18 protein-coding genes are annotated in these 22,800 nt (G+C 49.9%); 5 read left to right on the forward strand and 13 right to left on the reverse strand.

Annotated elements, in window-relative coordinates:
* Positions 1–102 precede the first annotated feature (102 nt).
* From hemW to AC27IB_RS01845, 4 genes are read right to left on the reverse strand one after another with little or no spacing between them, the layout of a single operon-like run.
* Positions 103–1,242, reverse strand: coding sequence for a radical SAM family heme chaperone HemW (hemW, locus tag AC27IB_RS01830; protein ID WP_487118525.1), 1,140 nt, complete (start codon positions 1,240–1,242; stop codon positions 103–105).
* Entirely contained in the window at positions 1,242–1,841 is a 600-nt protein-coding gene (locus tag AC27IB_RS01835; protein WP_487118527.1) for an XTP/dITP diphosphatase, read from the reverse strand. Before AC27IB_RS01835 ends, hemW begins: the two co-directional genes overlap by 1 nt.
* A gap of 5 nt (positions 1,842–1,846) precedes the next feature.
* Positions 1,847–3,055, reverse strand: a complete 1,209-nt coding sequence (gene srmB / locus AC27IB_RS01840; protein WP_487118529.1) for an ATP-dependent RNA helicase SrmB — start codon at positions 3,053–3,055, stop codon at positions 1,847–1,849.
* A gap of 38 nt (positions 3,056–3,093) precedes the next feature.
* Positions 3,094–4,215, reverse strand: coding sequence for a tRNA nucleotidyltransferase/poly(A) polymerase-related protein (locus tag AC27IB_RS01845; RefSeq protein ID WP_487118531.1), 1,122 nt, complete (start codon positions 4,213–4,215; stop codon positions 3,094–3,096).
* A 126-nt stretch (positions 4,216–4,341) separates the two neighbouring features.
* Between AC27IB_RS01845 and AC27IB_RS01850 the strand changes: the two genes are divergently transcribed.
* A complete protein-coding gene (locus tag AC27IB_RS01850) occupies positions 4,342–5,247 on the forward strand; it encodes an ExeA family protein (protein ID WP_487118533.1) in 906 nt (301 codons plus the stop codon).
* Positions 5,244–6,326: a general secretion pathway protein GspB gene (locus AC27IB_RS01855; RefSeq protein ID WP_487118535.1), complete on the forward strand. Its 1,083-nt coding sequence runs from the start codon at positions 5,244–5,246 to the stop codon at positions 6,324–6,326. The genes AC27IB_RS01850 and AC27IB_RS01855 overlap by 4 nt, the downstream gene beginning before the upstream one ends.
* 20 nt (positions 6,327–6,346) lie before the next feature.
* On the opposite strand, the gene AC27IB_RS01860 is transcribed toward AC27IB_RS01855, so the two are convergent.
* From AC27IB_RS01860 to leuA, 5 genes are all read right to left on the reverse strand, one after another.
* On the reverse strand, positions 6,347–7,567 hold the full coding sequence (locus tag AC27IB_RS01860) for a cyclic di-GMP phosphodiesterase (RefSeq protein ID WP_487118537.1): 1,221 nt from the start codon (positions 7,565–7,567) through the stop codon (positions 6,347–6,349).
* 127 nt (positions 7,568–7,694) lie between these two features.
* The gene (gene leuD / locus AC27IB_RS01865; protein ID WP_296046568.1) at positions 7,695–8,306 is read right to left on the reverse strand and encodes a 3-isopropylmalate dehydratase small subunit; all 612 of its coding nucleotides are present in this window, start codon (positions 8,304–8,306) and stop codon (positions 7,695–7,697) included.
* Between the two features lie 3 nt (positions 8,307–8,309).
* On the reverse strand, positions 8,310–9,710 hold the full coding sequence (gene leuC, locus AC27IB_RS01870) for a 3-isopropylmalate dehydratase large subunit (protein ID WP_296046570.1): 1,401 nt from the start codon (positions 9,708–9,710) through the stop codon (positions 8,310–8,312).
* A gap of 6 nt (positions 9,711–9,716) precedes the next feature.
* The gene (gene leuB / locus AC27IB_RS01875) at positions 9,717–10,814 is read right to left on the reverse strand and encodes a 3-isopropylmalate dehydrogenase (protein ID WP_296046572.1); all 1,098 of its coding nucleotides are present in this window, start codon (positions 10,812–10,814) and stop codon (positions 9,717–9,719) included.
* Positions 10,815–12,374, reverse strand: a complete 1,560-nt coding sequence (gene leuA, locus AC27IB_RS01880; protein WP_487118540.1) for a 2-isopropylmalate synthase — start codon at positions 12,372–12,374, stop codon at positions 10,815–10,817. It abuts the gene before it with no gap.
* Positions 12,375–12,959: 585 nt separating this feature from the next.
* On the opposite strand from leuA, the gene AC27IB_RS01885 reads away from it, so the two are divergent.
* Positions 12,960–14,096 (forward strand): DUF748 domain-containing protein, encoded by a 1,137-nt coding sequence (locus tag AC27IB_RS01885; RefSeq protein WP_487118542.1) that lies wholly within the window; start codon positions 12,960–12,962, stop codon positions 14,094–14,096.
* A 9-nt stretch (positions 14,097–14,105) separates the two neighbouring features.
* Here AC27IB_RS01885 and AC27IB_RS01890 read toward each other — a convergent pair whose 3' ends face one another.
* The 4 genes from AC27IB_RS01890 to mutS all read right to left on the reverse strand — a co-directional run bounded on the left by AC27IB_RS01890 (position 14,106) and on the right by mutS (position 20,886).
* Positions 14,106–14,798: a hypothetical protein gene (locus AC27IB_RS01890; RefSeq protein WP_487118544.1), complete on the reverse strand. Its 693-nt coding sequence runs from the start codon at positions 14,796–14,798 to the stop codon at positions 14,106–14,108.
* Positions 14,799–14,859: 61 nt separating this feature from the next.
* Positions 14,860–16,152, reverse strand: a complete 1,293-nt coding sequence (gene eno / locus AC27IB_RS01895; protein WP_487118546.1) for a phosphopyruvate hydratase — start codon at positions 16,150–16,152, stop codon at positions 14,860–14,862.
* Between the two features lie 59 nt (positions 16,153–16,211).
* Positions 16,212–17,843 carry a CTP synthase gene (gene pyrG, locus AC27IB_RS01900; RefSeq protein ID WP_296046106.1) on the reverse strand — a complete coding sequence of 544 codons (1,632 nt, stop codon included), beginning with the start codon at positions 17,841–17,843 and terminating at the stop codon, positions 16,212–16,214.
* Between the two features lie 490 nt (positions 17,844–18,333).
* Positions 18,334–20,886 carry a DNA mismatch repair protein MutS gene (gene mutS, locus AC27IB_RS01905; protein ID WP_487118727.1) on the reverse strand — a complete coding sequence of 851 codons (2,553 nt, stop codon included), beginning with the start codon at positions 20,884–20,886 and terminating at the stop codon, positions 18,334–18,336.
* Between the two features lie 98 nt (positions 20,887–20,984).
* On the opposite strand from mutS, the gene AC27IB_RS01910 reads away from it, so the two are divergent.
* Both AC27IB_RS01910 and recA read left to right on the forward strand, forming a co-directional pair.
* Positions 20,985–21,512, forward strand: coding sequence for a CinA family protein (locus tag AC27IB_RS01910; protein ID WP_487118548.1), 528 nt, complete (start codon positions 20,985–20,987; stop codon positions 21,510–21,512).
* Between the two features lie 161 nt (positions 21,513–21,673).
* Positions 21,674–22,705: a recombinase RecA gene (recA, locus tag AC27IB_RS01915; RefSeq protein ID WP_296046111.1), complete on the forward strand. Its 1,032-nt coding sequence runs from the start codon at positions 21,674–21,676 to the stop codon at positions 22,703–22,705.
* Positions 22,706–22,800: the final 95 nt, after the last annotated feature.

Consider the following 22,800-nt stretch of genomic DNA (forward strand, 5'->3'; position numbering starts at 1 on the left):
TACCGTAACTAGACGGCTGTTATTGTTATTACTAGTTAATAATAGAGTAAATTTTAAATTCGGCTATTTTTTTACTGCGTTTTTGAGAGGCGGTGACGGTTCTTACACAAAGGCACTTAATAGGGTATTCAGGTACCGTCTTCCAAGAGGTGTTACCTGCCAGTGTGACGGGCTGTCAGCCAGTAAACCCTTGCTTGTAGCCTGTTCGATGGCGTCATGTTGTTCTACAGTGAGAGAGGCACCGGTGAGGCTTTCAAAGTCTGATTTTGGACAGGATTCAACTAATCTGAAGCGATTCATAAAAAACTCAAAGGCCAAATCTTCCGTTTCAACCGGGGTTTGTTGATCCAGATAGGGTCGGTTGAGGGTCATATAGCCACGGGGATGTTTTACTTTTACCGTGCGAGTGATGCGTTGATTTTCGGTGTCAGTGAGTTTACCGTGAGCGCCGCAGCCTATCCCAACATAATCGCCAAAACGCCAGTAATTTAAATTATGCCGACACTGATAGCCAGGTTTGCTGTAACCGGAGATTTCGTATTGTTCATACCCTGAGGCTTGCAATAACTGGTGGCCTTCTGCCTGGATATCCCAGAGGATATCATCGTCTGGTAATGTCGGCGGCCTGGAATAAAAGGGGGTGTTAGGTTCAATCGTTAGCTGATACCAGGATAAATGCCTGGGTTGCTGCGCTATAGCCTGACCTAAGTCGTCCAGGGCGTTTGGCAACGTCTGTCCGGGCAAACCATGCATCAAATCCACATTAAAGCTATTTACTCCACTCTGGTTAGCCTGCCCGATGGCAAACAAAGCCTGCGCCGGATCATGAATGCGGCCAAGGGCTTTAAGGTGGTGAGCCTGAAAACTCTGAATACCAATCGAAAATCGGTTTACTCCGGCATTCACATAGCCCTCGAACCTGGCCGCTTCAATGGTGCCCGGGTTAGCCTCCAGGGTAATTTCGATATGTTTGGCAAAGGGGACGCGTTTTTGTGCCTCAGACAGCAGATGGCCAATACTTTGGGGACTAAACAAACTCGGTGTGCCGCCGCCAATGAAAATCGTTTCGATGGGGCGCTCGCCGGTCAGGCGCGCATCCTGTTCCAGGTCGGCCAGTAAGTGCGCCACATATTCCTGCTCAGGCAGGCCATTTTTCAGCGCATGAGAATTGAAGTCACAATAGGGACATTTTTGTACACACCATGGTATGTGGATATACAGGCCCAAAGGCGGCTTTTGCATCACAAACCTTTAATGCGTGCCAGTAACTGCTGCATCGCCTGACCTCGGTGGCTGACGGCATTTTTTTGCACTTTGTCGAGCTCCGCGGCCGTGCACTTAAATTTGTCTACGTAAAACACCGGGTCGTAGCCGAATCCGCCCTCACCATGGCGCTGGCGGGTAATACTGCCATGCCATTGTCCTTCACTGATAAAGGGGATGGTGTCGTCAGCGTGGCGCATCATGACTAATACACATTGAAAGTGTGCGCCGCGATTGGCGTTTTCTTCGCCCAGCTCGTTAAGCAACCGGTCGATATTCTTACTGTCGGTAGCGTCTTCGCCGGCGTATCGGGCTGAATAAATCCCCGGCGCGCCATGCAGTGCATCGACCACCAGGCCTGAATCATCTGCGATCGCGGGTAATCCGGTCTCCTGAGCAGCGTGACGGGCTTTAATAATGGCATTCTCGACGAAAGTTGTACCAGTTTCCGGCACGCTACTTACGTTGAACTCACTTTGTGGCAGTACCTCAATATTGAGTGGCGCAAACAAACTGGCAAATTCTTTTACCTTCCCGGCGTTACCGGTAGCCAGAACCACTTTAGCAGGCAGTGACATATTAATTATCTCTTCTTCTTTTTGGCGGTTTTGGACGTTTTGGATTTCTTTTTCTTAGCCTTATTTTCCGGCGCTTTGTGTTTAGGGCGCAATCCTTCAACATAGCGGGCCTTCAGCGGCTCGTCCATGTATCGCGATACTTTCCCTATCATCTCAAAATCATGGGCTTCGATCAGAGCAATTGCCGTGCCTTTGGCGCCTGCCCGCCCTGTGCGGCCAATTCGGTGGACGTAAACATCGGCTTTACGCGGCATGTCAAAATTAATAACGTGGCTTACATTGGGCACATCGATGCCGCGCGCGGCGACGTCGGTTGCCAGTAAAATGTTCAGGCTACCGGATTTAAAGCTGGCCAGTGCGGCATTGCGCTTATCCTGGGGCATCTCGCCCTGCAGGTAACATACCTGCAGGCCGAGCCGTTGCAGGTTTTCACGCAGCCATTGTAAACGCTCGCGGGTTTTTACAAACACCACGGCGCTGGTAATCTGTTCTTTGAGAATTTTTTCCAGCAAAGCCAGTTTATGCTCTAAATTATCAGCCAGGTGATACCACTGATGAATTTTGGCTTTTTCGCGACGGGGCGGATCCGCTTCAATAATGGCGGGTTCATTGAGCAAATCATTGGCAAAGTGGCGCACGCCCGCACCTTCCAGTGTGGCAGAGAACAACATGTTTTGTTTACGCCAGCGGGCTTCTGAGGCTATTTGGTTAACGATACCTGAAAAGCCCATGTCGAGCATACGGTCTGCTTCATCAAGAATTAAACACTCAATATCGCGACAGTCTGCCGACTCCTGTTCGATATGTTCAAACAGGCGTCCTGGTGTGGCCACCAGAATATCCAGGTTCTGAGCCAGAGTTTCTCTGTCGGTGCCGTAATTGATGCCGCCGGTGATCACTCCGCAAATCAGGTCTGTGTGGCGGGTTACCGCAACGGCTTGCTCGTAAACCTGCAGTGCCAGTTCCCGGGTCGGGGTTAGCACCAGAATGCGGGTTGCGCCTGGCTGCTTGCGCGGAAAATCCAGTAAAAACTGGCAGGCAGGCAATAAAAAGCCCAGGGTTTTTCCTGTTCCGGTAGGCGCTGAAGCCAGAACATCCTTCCCTTCCATGGCAACCGGTACCACCATTGACTGAATGGTAGTAGGGCGGGTCAGCCCCATATCGGCGAGAGCCCGGCACAGGTCATCGTCTAATTCTAATTGTTCGAATGTCATAAAAATACGTCTGTCACGTGAATGGCGCTATTGTAGCATTAAATCGACGAAACGCCGTGCTTTGTGATGGTCTGTTGGATTCGCATCAGGCGTAGCTGATTGAGTTGCTGTTTGATGTCCGGGCCGGTAAAACCGGCAGCGATAATGGCTTTAACATCGACCTCATTGGCGACTGCCAGCGAATCCGTGAGTAATTTCTGAAAAAGCGGTCCCTGCTCAGGATACACAACGCCCAGCAGCAAGGTTAAACGCTCCAGCCGCTCGGGTCTGCGCCAGGCGTCGCAGATATTGAGGATGCCCAGCAGCCCTTCGCTATGGACAATAGTGTCAGTCAGAGATGGCAGGGTTTTTACCGCCAGCCGGGCACTGTCGGCTTCAAGGTTTGGCACCTTTAGCCTGCGCTGCAGTGCTTCTAAGGCTGGCAGGGGTAACGTCCAGCACAACGCAGACCAGCGAACAGTTAAGGGCTGTTCGGAAGCAGCCGCTCTTAGCAGGCAGTCTGCGGTTTGTTTGCTTATATCAACAGCGTCTAATTCTGGCATCCAGGCCCGCAGTGCGCCGGATTGGTGCAACACACTAAGGTAAACTTCAGGAGAGCGTTCCATCAGCGCCCGACGTGTCTCCTGCCATACCCGTTCAGCACTTAACTGCCTGATATCGTCTGACGCTGCCATGGATTGCATGAGTGCCATGGTGTCGTCTGCCACAGTAAAGCCGAGATAAGCATAGCGTGCGGCGAACCGGGCAACTCTGAAAATCCGCAACGGATCTTCGCTAAAGGCTGCCGAGACATGGCGTAACAGGCGCTTCTGCAAGTCTGCCTGGCCATGGTACGGATCGATTATTTCGCCGCCGGCAGTTTGTGCCATGGCATTGATGGTGAGGTCCCGGCGCAGCAGGTCTTCTTCCAGGGTGACATCGGGCGTGGCATGGCAGCTAAAGCCGGTGTAACCGCCGCCAGTTTTACGTTCAGTGCGGGCGAGGGCATACTCTTCCTGATTTTTGGGGTGTAAGAATACCGGAAAGTCTTTACCCACCTGGGTATAGCCCTTTGCTAATAATTGTTCCTGCGTAGCGCCAACAACTACCCAGTCCCGCTCAGTGACCGGGCGATTAAGTAATTTGTCTCGGACTGCGCCGCCAACCAGAAAAACCTGCATGCTGAAAATGAGTCGCTGTATGATGCGGCTATTATGCCTGAGTAAGCGCCTGAAAACACGGTGTTGTTGACTTCAACGGATAGTCTGATAGTTTACCGAACATATGGACAGTCCAACTGATATCACATGTTTCTACAATATTTCGGGTTAACGGATAATCCGTTTTCTATCGCGCCCAATCCTGATTACCTGTATATGAGCCCTCGCCACAAAGAAGCGTTGGCGCATCTGACGTTTGGTTTAAGGGAAAGTGGTGGCTTTGTCATGCTAACCGGCGAGGTCGGCACTGGTAAAACGACCGTCTCGCGCAAGTTATTGCAGCAGTTGCCTGACTCAACCCAGGTGGCAATGATCCTTAACCCTACGTTGTCGGCTATTGAACTATTGGCCACAGTGTGTGATGAGCTCAATATTGAAACCGATGGTAACCAGGCCAGTCTGAAATACTTTACGGACAAGATTTTACAGAAGCTGGCTGACAATCATAATGCGGGTAAGAATACCGTGCTGATGATTGATGAAGCTCAGCATTTGTTACCGGAAGTACTGGAGCAGCTGCGCTTACTAACCAACCTGGAAACTAACCGGGAAAAACTGCTTAAGGTGGTACTGATTGGTCAGCCTGAATTACAGCAGTTGTTAAAGCGTAATGAATTACGTCAGCTATCTCAACGGATCACCGCACGTTATCATTTACTACCGCTTAATGCCGATGAGGTGAAAGCCTATGTTAATCACCGGCTGAGTGTGGCTAATGGTGATATATCGGTGTTTAGCCCGGCGACTGTGCGCACCATGTATCGGGTAACCGCGGGTATTCCCAGGGTTATTAATCTGCTTTGCGACAGGGCGATGACACTGGCCTTTACACAGCAAAAGCCGGTTGTGAAGAAGCACCTGTTTCTGACTGCAGCTGAACAAATTTTGGGTGAAGATGTGATACAGCAACGCTTGCGCGGACAGCAAACCCTGATTTATGCCGGGATCTTCTGTAGTGCTCTGGTGGGCGGCTATTTGTGGGGCATGGTATGAGTAACATTATCCCTATTGAACAAGCCCTGCCGGGGATGACGATTGTGCAGGTGACGGCGCAAAACGGGCCGGTAAGAATTAAAAAGTCCGGCCTGATCACCAGTGATGCCATGATCCAGGGCTTAATTGAAATGGGCGTGCAGGAAATTGAATATGATCCGCAGCAGACGGTTGAAATCTGCGTTGAGGATACGCTGGTTACCACCGAACAAACGCCTACCCAGGCGTTATTGCGGGGGCAGTATGATACCCGTGCACAAAAGACCGACAGCGCTATCAGTGATCAGTTTAATCGCAGCTTATTTTTACCCACAGTCAATGGCATGCCGGGACAGTGGCAACGCTTAGTTAAGCCTTTACTGACCGGGTTACTGCTAGCGGTTGGAGGCGGGGCTACGGGGTATTTTCTGGCCGTCGGGCCAACAATGCTTGAACAACTGCTAACGGCCCCTGACACAGGTCATCAACGGGTGGAAAGTCAGACCATCCTCAACAATGCTGCGCCAACACCGCAAAACACGTCTGAAGCTGTGAGCACGCCTGAAGCAGAAAGGGTAGAACAACTCCCCGCGGCAGAGCAGAATATAGCACAAGCGTCTGGCCAGCCGGTTCAATCCAATGTGACATCAGTGACAGGCACCGAAAGTGAACCCGCTATACCTGAAGCAGCCGGAACTCCTTTGGCGCAAGCCGCTTCAGGCACTGACAATGCAACGGAAAAAGTAGCGGTATCACCAGAGTTGATGGCCCGCTTTAACAAAGTACTTACCGATTTGGAAAAAGAGGAAGAACAGGGAATAGAGCCAACGGCGTCAGAGACGGTAGTCAACGTATATGACGATATACAAAGGGTCGATCAATTGCCTGCGCGACTACTTACGCGATTACCCGCTATGGACTTCAGTGCTCATATGTATGCTTCCGCCCCGGCCGACCGCTGGGTCAGGGTAAATGGCAGTGACAAAGGTGAGGGTGACTGGATCGCCGACCGCGTCCAGATTGTTAATATTGAGGCGCAACGGGTGATACTACGCTTTGAAGATGAAGTGTTTAGTATGACGGCACTCACCGACTGGTGATACGCGTACAGGCGAGTGATTTATTCACTCGCCTGTGGAATAAACACATCGGTGAAGAATTTTGGCAGATTAATGGCAAATTCATCGGGGCCAATGCTGCTTTCTATCTCATCCTTACCCTTAGCCAAATCTATTCGTTTCACTTCCTGAAAATGGCCGCTGTTAACACTGTAAAATGTCATCACCTGCGGTTGTAGCAGGTTAGACGGGTTACGTCGACTAACGATACCGAGCTTGCCACTTTTTAGTTTCACCAGTGAGCCGACGGGATAGATGCCCAGCACGCCTATCAGCCGGTTAACCAGCGTTTGTTCCAGACCTTTATTACGAGCCAGTGATTTCAGCACTTTGCTGGTCGCAAAGGCGCAGCCAAATGGTGCGGGCATGCCTAACCGGGATAATTCATCGACCACTGCCGCCAACTGGGCCAATGGCTCAATATCATCACCGGTCAGCCCTTTCGGGTAACCTGAGCCATCAATTCGTTCGTGGTGCTGGCTGATGATGTCCTTTACCACTTCTGGCAGGTCATCACTATGTTCGATGGCTTCCAGGGACTCATCGACATGAGTCTGATACATCATTAAATCGGTGCCGCTTAACTGTTCTTCAGGTACGCAGAGCTCTGGTGGCAATTTCACCATGCCGGTATCCATTAACAGGCCGGCAAGACTGGCATGCTCAACCGACTGTCTATCAAAGCCGGCAGCGTCGGCCAGAATAGCCATATGAATACTGCAGTTCAGGGAGTGTTCCAGTAAACTATCGTTACCACGTTGAACCATGGATAAGCAAATCATGGCGGCCTGATTTTCAAACACGCATTCCAGAATATCCTGGGTGAGCGTGGATAGCTTATTGACATCGGCGCCCTTGCCCGAGCGTAACTGAGACAAAAAAGTTTGTTGTATTGCCATGGCTTTTTGGAATAGTTGCTCGGCGGCTTTCAAACTGTCACTGGTGAGCGGCTCATTATTTGCCTCAACACCGGTATTGCTTACCGGGGAAGTCTCGGCAACAGGGGGAGCTGTGTCGGACGCAGGAGCAGGGGGGAGAGTCGGCGGGACACCTTTTTCGGTATCAATTTCGACAACTTCGACCCCTTTGTTTTTCAACTGGGTTATCACCGCATCAGAGCGGACAACCCCTTTTGAGCGTATTTTTACCTTGCCAGTATCATCGACGACCCGATTTACATACATGCCAGGAGTCAATTCGTCGATGGCAATTCGTTGTAGCATGTCCTCTCCAGGCCGGCTTAATAATGTAAGCGTGTGATTTGCTAACTATAGCTTAACTGTAGACAGATGAAATGAAAATTAATCATTCGCCGCTTATCTGGATCAAATAAGCGGCGTTTTGCAGGATTTAAAGCCAGGCAGGTTGTTTGGCTTCGAAGGATTCGATATCGCCGGTCAGTTCCAGGGTCTGACCTATGGCATCAAGGCCTTTAACCAGATTGTTTTTATGGTGCTCGGCAATGTCGAAAGAGACCGTTGTGTCACCCACTGATACGGTTTGTGCTGGCAGATCGATATTGATTTCAGCCTGGGCATCGTTCGCTACGGCGGCAAACAATAGGTCCATTTCGCTGCTGTTCAACGCAATCGGCAGTAACTGATTGTTCATGCAGTTACCGTAGAAGATATCAGCGAAGCTGGTTGCGATGACCGCTTTAAAACCGAAGTCGGTTAACGCCCACGGAGCGTGTTCGCGACTCGAGCCACAGCCAAAGTTTTCCCGGGCGAGTAAAACAGACGCGCCCTGATGCTCGGTTTTGTTCAACACAAACTCCGGGTTTGGCTCTTTTTCTTCCAGATCCAGGTAGCGCCAGTCGTGAAACAGGTGCTTGCCAAAGCCAGCGCGGCTGACACTGGTGAGGAATTGCTTGGGAATAATCTGGTCGGTATCCACGTTCGCCTGGTCCAGTGGGCAGGCAGTGCCGCTCAGGGTGGTGATGCCGGTAGTGGTTTCGCTCATAAATTACTCCTGAAAATCTCTGACGTCGGCAAATTTTCCGCGCAAGGCGGCCGCAGCTGCCATGGCAGGGCTCACCAGATGGGTGCGCGCGCCGCGACCTTGTCGGCCTTCAAAGTTACGGTTACTGGTTGAAGCGCAACGATCGCCAGCGGTAAGCAGGTCATCGTTCATTCCTAAGCACATAGAGCAACCCGGTAAACGCCATTCAAAACCGGCTTGTTTAAAAATAACGTCCAGCTTTTCTTCTTCAGCCTGACGTTTAACCGCAGCTGAACCGGGAACCACCATGGCGGTAACGGTATCAGCAACTTTACCTTGTTTGGCTATCTGCGCGGCTGCGCGTAAATCTTCAATACGACTGTTGGTACATGAGCCGATAAACACGTGAGAGACCGCAACATCAGCTAATTTCTCACCGGCCGTTAAGCCCATGTATTTTAGTGCTTTGCGAGCAGACTCCTGCTCAACACTGTCGCTAAAGTCTTCAGGCCCGGGCACCGGTTGATTAACCCCGATAACCTGACCAGGATTGGTGCCCCATGTTACTTGCGGAGTAATGTCTTTAGCTTCCAGTTCAACCACCGCATCAAACACGGCGTCGTCGTCGGAGTACAGGGTTTTCCAGTATTCAACGGCGGCATCCCAGTCTGCCCCCTGAGGCGCAAATTCGCGGCCTTCCAGGTAATCAAACGTTGTCTGGTCCGGGGCGATCATTCCGGCTTTGGCACCGGCTTCGATACTCATATTACAGATGGTCATGCGCTCTTCCATCGATAAGGCTTCGATGGCTTCACCACAATATTCAATAACGTGGGCGGTGGCACCAGCGTGACCAATCTTACCAATGATGGCCAGAATGATGTCTTTGGCGGTAATGCCGACTGCCAGCTTACCGTTAACCTTAATCTGCATGGTCTTGCCACGGCTTTGCTTAAGCGTTTGCGTAGCCAGTACGTGTTCTACCTGAGAGGTACCAATACCAAATGCCAGGGCTCCAAATGCGCCATGGGTGGCGGTATGCGAATCACCGCACACAACGGTCATACCGGGCAGGATTAAGCCCAGCTCAGGACCCATTACGTGGACGATACCTTGTTTCTGGTGGCCCACCGGGAACAGTTTCACGCCGTGCTCTTCGCAGTTCTCGGCCAGCGTTTGCAATTGCAATTTGTTTTGCGGGCCACAGGCATCAAGCGCCAGGCTGCGGGTAGAGATAGAGTGATCCATGGTGGCGAATGTACGGTCCGGACGGCGCACCTTACGGCCTTTTTCGTTCAGCCCGGCAAAAGCCTGCGGACTGGTGACTTCGTGGATCAGGTGACGGTCGATATAGATCAGGCTGTCATCACCTAACTGGCTGATAATGTGAGCCTGCCACACCTTGTCGTATAAGGTTTTAGCCATGAATAATTACTCCTGACCTAAAATGGATTTCACAATGGCATCGCCTACCTGAGAGGTAGAGGCGGCCTGGTCGCGTTTGTCGGCTGGTAATAATTCACCGGTCAGAATACCGGCTTCCAGCACGTCTACCACGGCTTTATCGATAGCATCCGCGGCGGCAGCCTGATTAAGGCTGAAACGCAGCATCATCGAAGCAGATAAAACCTGTGCAATCGGGTTAGCAATCCCCTGACCGGCGATATCCGGAGCGGAACCACCGGCTGGCTCATACATACCGAAACCTTCTTCGTTGAGGCTGGCAGAAGGGAGCAGTCCCATGGAGCCGGTGATCATCGCGCATTCATCAGAAATGATGTCACCAAACAGATTAGAACACAGCATCACGTCAAACTGGGCCGGATTTTTTACCAATTGCATGGTGGCGTTATCGATATAGATGTGGTCGAGCGCTACTTCGGGATAATCTTTTGCCACTTCTTCTGTGACTTCACGCCACAGACGGCTGCATACCAGCACATTGGCTTTATCGACGGAAGTAACTCGCTTATCACGCTTCATGGCGGCTTCGAAGGCGCTTATGGCAATACGGCGAATTTCGCGTTTGGAATAGCGCATGGTATCAAAAGCGTATTCTTCTTCGCCTTCTCCGTCGCGGCCCTTGGGCTGACCAAAATAAATACCACTGGTAAGTTCGCGAATCACCAGCACGTCCACGCCGCTGGCTGCGATGTCTTTACGCAGCGGTGATAAGTCTTCCAGGCCCGCATAAATTTTTGCCGGGCGCAGATTACTGAATAAATCAAAATGGCTGCGCAGGGTTAACAATGCCGCACGCTCCGGGCGTTGTTCCAGCGGCAGGGTATCCCACTTAGGGCCGCCAATAGAGCCAAACAGAATGGCATCGGCCTGCTCGCAGCCGAGCAGCGTTTTAGATGGCAGCGCTTCGCCTTCAGTATCAATGGCATAACCGCCAACAGGATAAGCAGTACGGTTAAAGGTGATGGCAAACTTCTGTTCGATGGCATCCAATACTTTATTGGCTTCCTGCATCACTTCCGGGCCGATGCCGTCACCGGCAAGCACGGCAATGTTAAACTGGCTCATTTATACTCCTGCTACGCGTTCTTGTTGGTTCTTTTGCTGATCAATCTGGTCAGCAAGATAGGTGTTGTTTAAGACGAAAATCAGTGCTTTCACACCGGCTTCAACGATATCTGTTGCCAGGCCTAAACCGTGGAAACGGCGGCCTTTGTATTCAGTAATAACGCTGACAGAAGCCAACGCATCGGCACCTTCGCCCTTGGAATCTAACTTAAAGTCGACGACTTCCAGGTCGTTATGACCTAACATCGACATGATGGCTTTGTATGAAGCATCTACCGGGCCATTGCCGGTTTCACAGCGGGTTACCAGTTCGTCACCAATTTTCAACTGCACCGTGGCACTGGGGATAATTTCTTTGCCCGACGTGGCATGCAAATAGGTTAACTGATAGTGCGCCTGATCGTGTTTCTGCTGATCGAAAAACAGCAGCGCTTCTAAATCATAGTCGTAAACCTGACCTTTTTTGTCCGCCAGATTTAAAAAAGCGGTATAGATTGCTTCTAAATCGTAATCGGTATCTTTGTAACCCAGCTCCTGCAGGCGATGTTTTATCACATGGCGGCCTGAGCGTGAGGTCATATTCAGGTTGTTTTTATTAATCCCCACACTTTCCGGGGTCATGATCTCATAGGTATTTTGCGCTTTTAAGACACCGTCCTGGTGGATACCCGAAGAATGACTAAAGGCATTAGCGCCGACGATAGCCTTATTTGCCTGAACGGGCATATTACACAGCTGGCTGACCAGCTTGGATGTCCGGCTGATTTCTTTGCTGTTGATATTGGTATCGAGGCCATACAAGGCATGTCGGGTCTGCAGGATCATGGCTATTTCTTCCAATGAGCTGTTACCTGCGCGTTCGCCAATACCGTTAATGGTACCTTCTACCTGACGGGCACCATTTTCAATGGCGGCCAGTGAGTTGGCAACGGCCAGCCCCAGGTCATTATGACAGTGCACTGAAATGATCGCGTTATCGATATTCGGTACACGTTCAAACAACTGTCGAATAATACCGCCGAACTCGGTTGGGGTAGTGTAACCCACGGTATCCGGAATATTAACGGTGGTGGCGCCGGCAGCGATAACAGCTTCTACCATTCTGGCCAGATAGCCTATTTCGGTACGACCGGCATCCTCACAGGAAAACTCAACGTCGTCGGTGTAGTTGCGGGCGCGTTTAACCGCCGCAACGGCCATCTCAACCACATCATCCTGAGATTTACGTAATTTATTATTCACGTGAATTTCGGATGTCGCGATGAAAGTATGAATGCGGAACTGGTCTGCTACTTTCAGGGCTTCGCCACAGGCATCAATGTCTGCTGGTACGGCGCGCGATAAACCTGCAACCGTTGAGTTTTTGATTTCTTTGGCAATCATTTGCACAGATTTGAAATCACCCGGTGACGACACGGGGAAACCGGCTTCAATAATATCAACGCCGAGACGTTCGAGGGCCAGTGCGATCTGCAGTTTTTCTTTTACACTTAAACTGGCTGGCAAGGCTTGTTCGCCGTCACGCAAGGTCGTATCAAATATTTTTACCTGATTCGTCATGGCTGTCTCTCGTTGATTTTAGTTAAAAAAAAACCCGTGCTGTGCACGGGTTTTATGTATTGATTCGATGGTCGCAATCTACCCGTGCAATCTGGCTGCCATAAGGAGTAGAAGAGATAGACTAAACGTACGCGGCATTGGTAAAACCTGTTGTTTGCTGCATGTGCGACCTTTCCGATGCCCGACAATTTACAGCCTGAACCGCAGCAGGTCAACCACTGATTCTGATTTTCGGTATAAATTTTAGTTATAAATTACTGCATAACAAAAAAATTAGGATGAGATTTCTCTTCAACGAAAAAATTAGATTTTTTATTTCTCTCGCCAGGCAAGAAGTCAAAAAAGAGGTTGGTCTGAGCAGATAAACCGTTGTTGTTTCAGGGCCTGTCTTATACAGCGCTGTGTAAATATTGCCTGTTCGCGGCTTGCAGGCATAAGGTGTGTTTCTTCGCGATTAGTATTGGTAAGTATATTCTTATTATATTTCAATAAATTGCACTGTAATTAAGCGTTCCGTAACAGACGGTAAGAGCTGGCATCATACTTGTACCTTCTCAGTAATCACTACGGCAGAGGGAAAACAAGGTGAACAGCAACAAGATGGCAAAAAGAGTGAAGTATCTGGCTATAGGCCTGGGGCTGCTGGTGGTTGTTCGTTTGAGTCTGCCTTTTACGGTGCAGTGGTACATCAACGACACCCTTGATGAAGGCGAGACATTCACCGGGTTAGTGGGGGATGTGGATATTATGCTGTGGCGGGGCGCTTATGCGCTCAATGATGTGGTGATCATGAAACGCAACGGTAAAGTGAATGAGCCCTTTTTTGAGGCCAGCCAGGTTGATTTCAGCTTACTCTGGTCGGCAGTTTTTGATGGCGCATTGGTTGCAGAGGTCTTTTTGCAGCAACCGCAATTAAACTTCGTAGATGGCAGCACTGATGCATCGAGCCAGTCTGGTGAGGATGAAAAGTGGCTTTATCTGGCCGATCAACTGGTGCCATTGAAAGTGGATCGGTTGGAAATAGAACAGGGCGTTATCCGTTTCCAAAATCCAAACACCCGCCCGCCAATCAACGTTCGTCTTCATCATGTTAATGCGGTAGTTAATAATCTCGTCAATAGTCGAGCGTTATCGCGAAACCTGATTGCCACTGTGAATGCTTCAGCGAGCACTGAAAATCAGGGCACTATCACGTTGTCAGGCTCGCTTAATCCGGCTACCAAACGACCCACTTTCGATCTCAATCTGCAGGCCAATGACATTGCCTTAGTTAACTTCAGGAACTTGCTGGATACCTATGCGCCCTTTGATTTAGAAGCCGGAAAACTTGATCTCGCCTTTGAACTGGCCAGCGAGCAGGGCGAGGTGAAAGGCTATGCTAAGCCAGTACTGCATAATGTAGAAGTATTTAGCTGGAAAGGCGATGTAAAACGCGATGATGACGGCTTTTTCAGAGCCCTTGCCGAAGCGTTTTCCGGTTTCATCGCCGAGATATTTGAAAATCAGGGTAAGGATCAGATTGCTACCCGAATTCCTATCAGCGGTTCACTTAATGATGTTGATACACCTGTTCTCACCACCCTGGCGGGGATCTTGGAAAATGCGTTTATTCAGGCCTTCAACGGTAATCTGGAAAACAGTGTGGAATGGCAGGACGTGACAATGGATGAGTCCGAAGATGATGCTGCAGAGAAACAATTAATTGCTGAAGAGGACCTATAGCGCTGCGTGTTATTGATTATCGAAGCGTTGGGGTTCGCTGAACTTACGCCAGTTAAGCGTACTGACCAGTAAGATCTCACGTAAGGTGAGTGTGCGGGGCGAGGTTCGGCCTTTGTGATTCCAGGTGTGTCCGCAGCAGCCTGCAGTCATAATTGCTTTTGATGGTTTTACCAGCGACAGGGTAATATGGTCTTTGGATTCATAGCGCGCAGGGCTTTCAACCGGCGTGCCGCTAAAATCAAACCAGCCAAACTTGTTGACGTGGAGTGTTTGGTTTTCCGTCTGGACACGATCGATAGAATCAAGCTCAATGTGCTCATTGTCAAACTCTTGTACCCATATGGGAACCACTAAACCCAACTTGGCATGTTCGCTGAACCACTGCTGATTTTTTTCGCCGTCATGGTTGCGAGCCGGATTTTTGGCTGCTTGTCTGGCCTGCCAGCTGGCGTTATGTTCATCGAGTTCCAATGGCACGGCTCTGGCTGCCAGAAAACGGGCAGTGCGTCTGACATGATGACTCAGGCCGGCAATACGACGACGCAATACACTGGTTTGGTTGGGGCCTTGCTGGGCGATAAGTGTCAGTTCACGTTCATAGAGTGCATTACACAACTCAGCGATGGTTCGTTGGGATGTGTCTGACTCGACTGCGTTAAAGAAGTCGGATTGAGGTGACGCTGGATTCGACGGAGGCGTCATTAGCGTTCAGGTTGTGAGGACAGCATCAAAAAGGTGGCGGGCAGCTGCCCGCCAGCTTTGATTACTGACCTTTAATTTCGCTACGGCCGTTGTAAGCTACTTTACCAGCCAGCGCTTCTTCGATGCGCAGTAACTGGTTGTACTTAGCTACACGGTCTGAACGACACAGTGAACCGGTTTTGATTTGGCCCGCTGCGGTACCTACTGCTAAATCGGCAATAGTGGCATCTTCGGTTTCACCTGAACGGTGAGAGATAACCGCAGTGAAGCCGGCGTCTTTCGCCATCTTGATTGCTTCTAACGTTTCGGTAAGTGAACCGATTTGGTTAAATTTGATCAGGATAGAGTTACCGATACCGTTTTCAGTGCCGCGCTTAAGGATTTTGGTATTGGTTACAAACAGGTCGTCACCAACCAATTGCACTTTGTCACCAATTTTCTTGGTCAGGCTGGCCCAACCATCCCAGTCGCTTTCGTCAAGACCATCTTCGATAGACACGATTGGGTACTGTTCACACAGCTCTGCCAGGTAGTCACCAAAGGCTTCAGAATCAAATGACTTGTCTTCACCAGACAGTACATATTTGCCTTCTTTATAGAATTCAGACGCTGCACAATCAAGTGCTAAAGTGATGTCTTCATTCATTTTGTAACCGGCTTTTTCTACCGCTTCAACGATAACCGCCAGGGCTTCAGCGTTAGAGCTTAAGTCTGGTGCAAAACCACCTTCGTCGCCAACTGCCGTGTTCAGGCCTTTCGCGCCTAAAACTTTTTTCAGATTGTGGAAGATTTCAGCACCCATGCGCAGGGCTTCTTTAAAGCTTTTTGCGCCAACAGGCTGGACCATGAATTCCTGAATATCAACGTTGTTGTCAGCGTGCTCACCACCGTTGATGATGTTCATCATAGGTACTGGCATAGAGTACTGGCCAGACGTACCGTTCAAGTCGGCTATGTGCTCGTATAATGCAACGCCTTTTTCAGTCGCGGCGGCTTTTGCTACGGCCAGAGACACAGCCAGAATAGCATTTGCACCTAAGGTTTCTTTGTTTTCAGTGCCATCTAAATCGATCATGGTTTTATCGATATCAGCCTGTGCTACAGGATCCATACCTAATAAGGCTGGTGCGATGCTCTCGTTTACTGCTGCTACGGCTTTTTCGACACCTTTACCCAGGTAGCGGCCTTTATCGCCGTCGCGTAATTCCAGTGCTTCGCGTGAACCAGTAGAGGCACCAGATGGTGCACAGGCGCGACCCATAACACCTGAGTCTAAATATACGTCTGCTTCTACAGTGGGGTTACCACGAGAGTCCAGAATTTCACGTCCAATGATACGCGAGATCTTCGCCATTTTTTCTTCCTCAACAATAATGGTGGCACTGCGGGAGTAACAGTGCCGGGTTTTATAAATTAATGATTTTCTTTTTGATACGATTGCGCCGCGGCTACGAAACCGGTGAACAATGGATGGCCGTCACGGGGAGTTGACGTGAACTCCGGGTGGAACTGGCCAGCAACGAACCATGGATGATCAGGGATTTCGATGACCTCGACAAGACGTTTGTCGGTGGACAAACCACTGACCTTCAGGCCAGCCGCTTCAATTTGATCGCGCAGGTTGTTATTCACTTCGTAGCGGTGACGGTGACGTTCGTAAATTTCTTCGTTACCGTAGGCGGCATAAACCTTACTGCCAGGGATCAGGTGACAAAGCTGACTGCCCAGGCGCATGGTACCACCCAAATCCGAGGATTCGTCGCGGGTTTCAGTGCTGCCGTCTGAGTCCAGCCATTCGGTGATCAATCCCACCACCGGATACGGTGAGCTGGGGTCAAACTCGGTGCTATTGGCTTTTTCCATGCCCACCACGTTACGGGCAAATTCAATCAGTGCGACCTGCATACCCAAACAAATACCCAGATAAGGCACTTTGTTCTCGCGCGCATAGCGAGCGGCGGCAATCTTGCCTTCGATACCACGCTCACCAAACCCACCCGGCACCAGAATAGCATCCAGATTTTCCAGAATTTGTGTGCCCTTGGTTTCTATGTCCTGCGAGTCCACATAATGGATATTAACTGTCAGGCGGTTTTTAAGGCCGGCATGTTTAAGTGCCTCGTTAACAGACTTGTAGGCATCTGGCAGTTCAACATATTTACCTACCATACCGATGTTTACTTCGCCCACCGGGTTAGACTCTGCATACAGCACCTGTTCCCATTCGGTCAGGTCAGCTTCCGGGCAGTCCAGACGGAAGCGATCGACTACCAGTTGATCCAGGCTTTGCGCTTTTAATGCAGCCGGAATGCGATAGATACTATCAACGTCTTTTAATGAAATAACCGCTTTTTCAGCAACGTTGGTAAACAGCGCAATCTTTGAACGTTCTGAAGCTGGCATGGCCCCCACAGAGCGACACACCAGAATATCCGGCTGAATACCAATTGATCGTAATTCTTTTACACTGTGCTGCGTTGGCTTGGTTTTCAGCTCTCCAGAGGCTGGCATGTAAGGCACTAGTGTTAAGTGCATAAACATAGCATGGTCGCGGCCCACTTCGGTACCCAACTGGCGAATCGCTTCAATAAACGGTTGTGACTCGATATCACCTACTGTACCGCCTACTTCCACGATAGCCACGTCATGGCCTTGTGCGCCTTCGATAACGCGGCGTTTAATTTCGTTGGTAATGTGCGGAATAACCTGAATGGTTGCGCCCAGATAATCACCGCGACGCTCACGACGCAATACCTCTTCGTAAACCCGTCCGGTGGTAAAGTTGTTGCGTTTGGTCATACGGGTGCGAATAAACCGCTCGTAATGACCTAAGTCGAGATCTGTTTCTGCTCCATCATCAGTAACAAAAACCTCGCCATGCTGAATGGGGCTCATTGTGCCAGGATCGACGTTAATATACGGATCCAGCTTAAGCATGGTCACGGTGAGACCGCGTGCTTCAAGGATAGCGGCAAGGGATGCAGCAGCAATGCCTTTACCAAGCGATGAAACAACACCACCGGTGACGAAAATATAGTTTGTCATGCGAAACCTAAGACGTTGGGTTATATTTTTTGGGTAAAACGTTGTTTTTAAACAACACTGTAGACGGCGCAACAGTATACCCAATCTGGCGCTTTCACACAATTATAACAGCTCTAAAAGATACTGTTTCCTGGTGTTTTATACAAGGGGACTGATTTTATACCCGTGCTACCTCAAGTTGCCTGATTTCAGCCGGAGAAAAAAATGTCTGAGGCAAGTCAAATTGTTGCAGGTGTAGTTATTCTACAGTAAAACCATTTGGCGCAGCATCAGGCATTTTTAGCCCGGCCCTTTGGGCGTTTCACAGCACTTTCATTTCCCCTTTCTATTGGTTTGAAAGATGTCTACATTCCTGCATCAACATGCCTTGTAGTAAAATTGCTGTGATAGCGTTGAAACAGGTAACTTGAGGTAGCACGGGTATTGACGACTTCCGTTTTCGGGAAGCCGTTTAACCGGGTTTGAAAAGAAGGGCTTTCTGGTAATTTTACTATTTTAGCTGTTTTAGTTCATAAATCAGCGCTAAGGCCTGTTTTGGCGTAAGTTCGTCGGGATCCACCTCTTCAAAAGCCTGCTCAAGGGCGCTTATTCTGGCCGGTAATTCAGCGGGCTCTTCGGGTAACAGGCTCTGCTGGGCAGGGACTGTGACAAGTGTTTGCTCGCTGGCCGATACAGTGTGCTGGCTTTCGAGAGTTTTCAGCCGGTTTTTTGCCGCACTGATAACCGCTTTCGGCACGCCTGCCAGTTGCGCTACCTGTAACCCGTAGCTTTTACTTGCCGCACCAATTTCCACCGAATGCATAAAGCGAATGGTGTCGTCGTGTTCGACGGCATCGAGATGTAAATTTTGCACGCCGTTTAAAGTGTGGGTGAGCTCCGTGAGCTCAAAGTAATGGGTGGCAAACAGGGTAAATGCCTGGAGCTGACTGGCGAGGTATTCAGCGCAGGCCCAGGCCAAGGAAAGGCCGTCGTAAGTACTGGTGCCACGGCCGATTTCATCCATTAACACCAGTGAATAGGGCGTTGCATTATGCAGAATATTGGCGGTCTCAGTCATCTCTACCATAAAAGTAGAACGGCCGGATGCCAGATCGTCAGAAGCGCCGATGCGAGTAAATATTTTATCTACCGGACCAATTTCGGCTGCCTGAGCCGGGACATAACTACCCATATAAGCCAGCAAAACTATCAGTGCCGTTTGCCGCATAAAGGTAGATTTACCGCCCATATTGGGACCGGTAATGATTTTAATCCGCGAGTCTTTATCCATGTTAAGTGGATTAGGAATAAACGGTGAATCCATGACGTACTCAACCACCGGGTGACGGCCTTGTTGATAGGTAACGCCGGGCACATCAGATAACGTGGGACAATGGTATTCCAGTGTTTCAGCGCGCTCGGCCAGAGTGATCAGTACATCGAGCTTAGCGAGTGCTGCCGCACAGGTGATTAACGCGTCAAGGCGGGGATTAATCAGCTCGAAGAGTTCTTCGTAGAGGCGCTTCTCCAGCGCCAGTGCCCGGCTTTGTGAGGTGAGCACTTTATCTTCATGCTCTTTGAGTTCAGGGGTAATGTAGCGCTCATTGTTCTTTAAGGTTTGGCGGCGGATGTAACTGGCCGGGACCAGATGACTGTTGGCCCGTGATACTTCGATAAAGAAGCCGTGTACCTTGTTGTAGCCCACTTTAAGGGTACTGATACCAGTTTGTTCACGCTCACGGGTTTCTATCTGGCGTAACAGTTCTGTTGCGCCGTCAGACAAATCCCGTAGTTCGTCGAGCTCGGCATTGTAGCCTGGTGCAATGACCCCACCATCACGTAAGACCACCGGCGGATTATCGATAATCGCGCGGTTGAGCAATTCCGCCAATTCCGGAAATTCACTCACTTCGTCGCCGAGCTCTTTTATCAGTGGCGCACCGAACAGACTGAGTCCCTGCTGCAGCTGTGGCAAACTGTTAAGGGCATTGCGTAGGCGGGCAAAGTCCCGTGGACGAGCGGAACGAAGCGCCAGGCGGGCCATTATCCGTTCAATATCGCCAATCTGTTTTAATTGAGTTGTCAGTGCCGGGTAATCACCGTTAAGAAAATCCCCAATAGCTTGCTGACGGGCGTTAAGCTCATGGCGGTCGGTAATCGGCGCGTGTAAAAAACGCTGCAGTAAGCGGCTACCCATGGCAGTGGCTGTCTTGTCTAAAACAGCGAATAAGGTGTGCTCAGTACCACCGGATAAATTGCGGGTCAGTTCCAGATTTTTGCGGGTGGCGGCATCCAGCTGGACCCTGGTGGACTGCTGTTCCAGAGTAATTGCCCGGATATGCGGTAATGCGGTACGCTGTGTGTCTTTTACATACTGCAAGATACAACCGGCAGCACTGATGGCGAGTGAAATACCACTTAGCCCAAAGCCACTAAGCTCACGGGTGCCAAACTGATTATTTAATTGCTGCTCTGCTGTTTGCTGATCGAATTCCCACTCTGGCCGGCGCCGCAGGCCTTTAATGTGTTCCACTTTCGACAGCCATTCAAACCCTTCAGGGTAGAGCAATTCAGCCGGATTTAAGCGTTGCAGTTCGGCACTTAACATATCGGTACCGGTAAGCTCACTGACCAGAAACCGGCCACTGGTAATATCCAGCCAGGCGAGACCAAATTGCTCTTTAACACTGTAAACGGCGGCCAGAACATTATCCTGGCGCTCATCAAGTAAGGCTTCATCGGTTACTGTACCGGGCGTTACAATGCGTTGCACCTGGCGCTCCACCGGGCCTTTGCTGGTGGCCGGATCGCCAACCTGTTCGCAAATAGCCACCGATTCGCCCATTTTCACCAGTCTCGCCAAATAGCTTTCGACGGCATGATAGGGCACGCCAGCCATGGGAATGGGTTCGCCGCCGGATTTGCCCCGTGCGGTCAGCGAGATATCCAGTAACTCGGCAGCCCGTTTGGCATCGTCATAGAACAATTCGTAAAAATCGCCCATACGGTAAAACAGTAAAATGTTGGGGTGCTGCGCCTTTATATTCAGATATTGGCGCATCATTGGCGTGTGTGATTCCAAGAATGCCTCGGCTTGCTGGTTGCTTGCGATTGTTGTTTTGACCAATAATAGGGTCTCAATATTATGAGTGTATTATTCCTATGAGCCAGTCATTTTCAACTTTTTCACGACAGCAACTGGATATAAATGAGTTAGCTGAGCAGATTTTGGCCGTTGGTGAGGCGCTACGGCAAAAAGACTGGTCCGTTTCCTGTGCTGAATCCTGTACCGGCGGCGGAGTGGCCTATGCGTTAACCTCGGTGGCCGGCAGCTCGGATTGGTTTAATCAAAGCTATGTCACCTATTCTAATCAGGCAAAACAAGCTTTGGTTGGTGTGAGTGCTGAAACTCTTGAGCAATTTGGGGCTGTTTCCGCTGAAACCGTCCATGAAATGGCTGTCGGGACCGCTCAGCAAACCGGCGCCCAGTGCACCGCTGCAATCAGTGGTATTGCTGGCCCGGGGGGCGGCAGTGATGAAAAACCGGTGGGCACGGTATGGTTTGGGTTTCACTTCGACGGGGTTACCGATACAATTCGCCGCCAGTTTGATGGCGATCGGGAAGCAGTTCGTACCCAGGCTATTGAGTTTGTTATTGCAACACTGCACCACAGACTAGTTGCAGAATAACACAGGCATGATGAAATAAAGAAAAGGTAAAATGCATATTGCACTGTATAATCATACAGTATATTATGCAGTCATTAGTTTACAGCTGATCAGCTTACCGGCGATAGCAGTAAAAGCCATTGCGGATAACGCACACAGTAAAGAATAACGAGGGGTTTTCGGTGGACGACAATAAATCTAAAGCACTATCGGCTGCGGTCGGTCAGATTGAAAAGCAATTTGGTAAAGGCGCGATTATGCGTCTGGGCGACAATCAGGCAATGGATATTGAATCCATTTCTACCGGTTCGCTGAGTATTGATATTGCGTTAGGTATTGGCGGTCTGCCGTGTGGTCGCGTTGTGGAAATCTACGGTCCTGAATCATCGGGTAAAACCACATTGACTCTACAAGTGATCGCCGAAGCTCAGAAAAAGGGAAAAACCTGTGCGTTCGTAGATGCTGAGCACGCACTGGATCCTGTCTACGCCGAAAAACTAGGCGTGAACATTGACGATCTGCTGGTATCACAGCCGGATACGGGAGAACAGGCACTGGAAATTTGTGACATGCTGGTTCGCTCAGGTGCCGTGGATGTAGTGATTGTTGACTCGGTTGCTGCATTAACCCCTAAAGCAGAAATCGAAGGCGATATGGGTGATTCTCACGTGGGTCTGCAGGCACGTCTGATGTCGCAGGCGCTACGTAAGCTGACCGGTAATATTAAGCGTTCCAATACACTATGTATCTTCATTAACCAGATCCGAATGAAGATTGGTGTCATGTTCGGTAACCCGGAAACCACTACCGGTGGTAATGCACTCAAATTCTATTCTTCAGTTCGCCTGGACATTCGTCGCATTGGTGCAGTGAAAGAAGGTGATGAAGTCGTGGGTAACGAAACTCGCGTAAAAGTGGTGAAGAATAAAGTAGCGCCACCATTTAAACAGGCTGAATTCCAGATAATGTATGGAGCCGGTATCTGTAAAGAAGCGGAACTGATTGACTTGGGTGTGAAGCAAAAACTGGTTGATAAAGCCGGCGCCTGGTACAGCTATAATGGCGACAGAATTGGTCAGGGTAAAGCTAATGTGGTGAAATTCCTTAAGCAAAACCCGGACATCGCGAACGATATTGAAACCAAAATCCGTGCTGAATTACTGCTATCGAAAGACATTAAAGCCGACGATGTTGAGCCGGAAGATGCGCTTTAAATAAGCAGACCCTTTTTCAACAACCGTTGGAAACTTCCCCCTATAAGCCTAACTTATAGTTTGGCCCATCCATTTGGATGGGCTTTTTTATTGGG

The sequence above is a fragment of the Alteromonas sp. 4NH20-0104 genome (genome assembly GCF_057547795.1).

Excerpts from the sequence above, each read along its gene's own strand:
- hemW (WP_487118525.1), bottom strand. The coding sequence starts at position 1,242 with ATGCAAAAGCCGCCTTTGGGCCTGTATATCCACATACCATGGTGTGTA.
- AC27IB_RS01835 (WP_487118527.1), bottom strand. The coding sequence starts at position 1,841 with ATGTCACTGCCTGCTAAAGTGGTTCTGGCTACCGGTAACGCCGGGAAG.
- srmB (WP_487118529.1), bottom strand. The coding sequence starts at position 3,055 with ATGACATTCGAACAATTAGAATTAGACGATGACCTGTGCCGGGCTCTC.
- AC27IB_RS01845 (WP_487118531.1), bottom strand. The coding sequence starts at position 4,215 with ATGCAGGTTTTTCTGGTTGGCGGCGCAGTCCGAGACAAATTACTTAAT.
- AC27IB_RS01850 (WP_487118533.1), top strand. The coding sequence starts at position 4,342 with ATGTTTCTACAATATTTCGGGTTAACGGATAATCCGTTTTCTATCGCG.
- AC27IB_RS01855 (WP_487118535.1), top strand. The coding sequence starts at position 5,244 with ATGAGTAACATTATCCCTATTGAACAAGCCCTGCCGGGGATGACGATT.
- AC27IB_RS01860 (WP_487118537.1), bottom strand. The coding sequence starts at position 7,567 with ATGCTACAACGAATTGCCATCGACGAATTGACTCCTGGCATGTATGTA.
- leuD (WP_296046568.1), bottom strand. The coding sequence starts at position 8,306 with ATGAGCGAAACCACTACCGGCATCACCACCCTGAGCGGCACTGCCTGC.
- leuC (WP_296046570.1), bottom strand. The coding sequence starts at position 9,710 with ATGGCTAAAACCTTATACGACAAGGTGTGGCAGGCTCACATTATCAGC.
- leuB (WP_296046572.1), bottom strand. The coding sequence starts at position 10,814 with ATGAGCCAGTTTAACATTGCCGTGCTTGCCGGTGACGGCATCGGCCCG.
- leuA (WP_487118540.1), bottom strand. The coding sequence starts at position 12,374 with ATGACGAATCAGGTAAAAATATTTGATACGACCTTGCGTGACGGCGAA.
- AC27IB_RS01890 (WP_487118544.1), bottom strand. The coding sequence starts at position 14,798 with ATGACGCCTCCGTCGAATCCAGCGTCACCTCAATCCGACTTCTTTAAC.
- eno (WP_487118546.1), bottom strand. The coding sequence starts at position 16,152 with ATGGCGAAGATCTCGCGTATCATTGGACGTGAAATTCTGGACTCTCGT.
- pyrG (WP_296046106.1), bottom strand. The coding sequence starts at position 17,843 with ATGACAAACTATATTTTCGTCACCGGTGGTGTTGTTTCATCGCTTGGT.
- mutS (WP_487118727.1), bottom strand. The coding sequence starts at position 20,886 with ATGATGCGCCAATATCTGAATATAAAGGCGCAGCACCCCAACATTTTA.
- AC27IB_RS01910 (WP_487118548.1), top strand. The coding sequence starts at position 20,985 with ATGAGCCAGTCATTTTCAACTTTTTCACGACAGCAACTGGATATAAAT.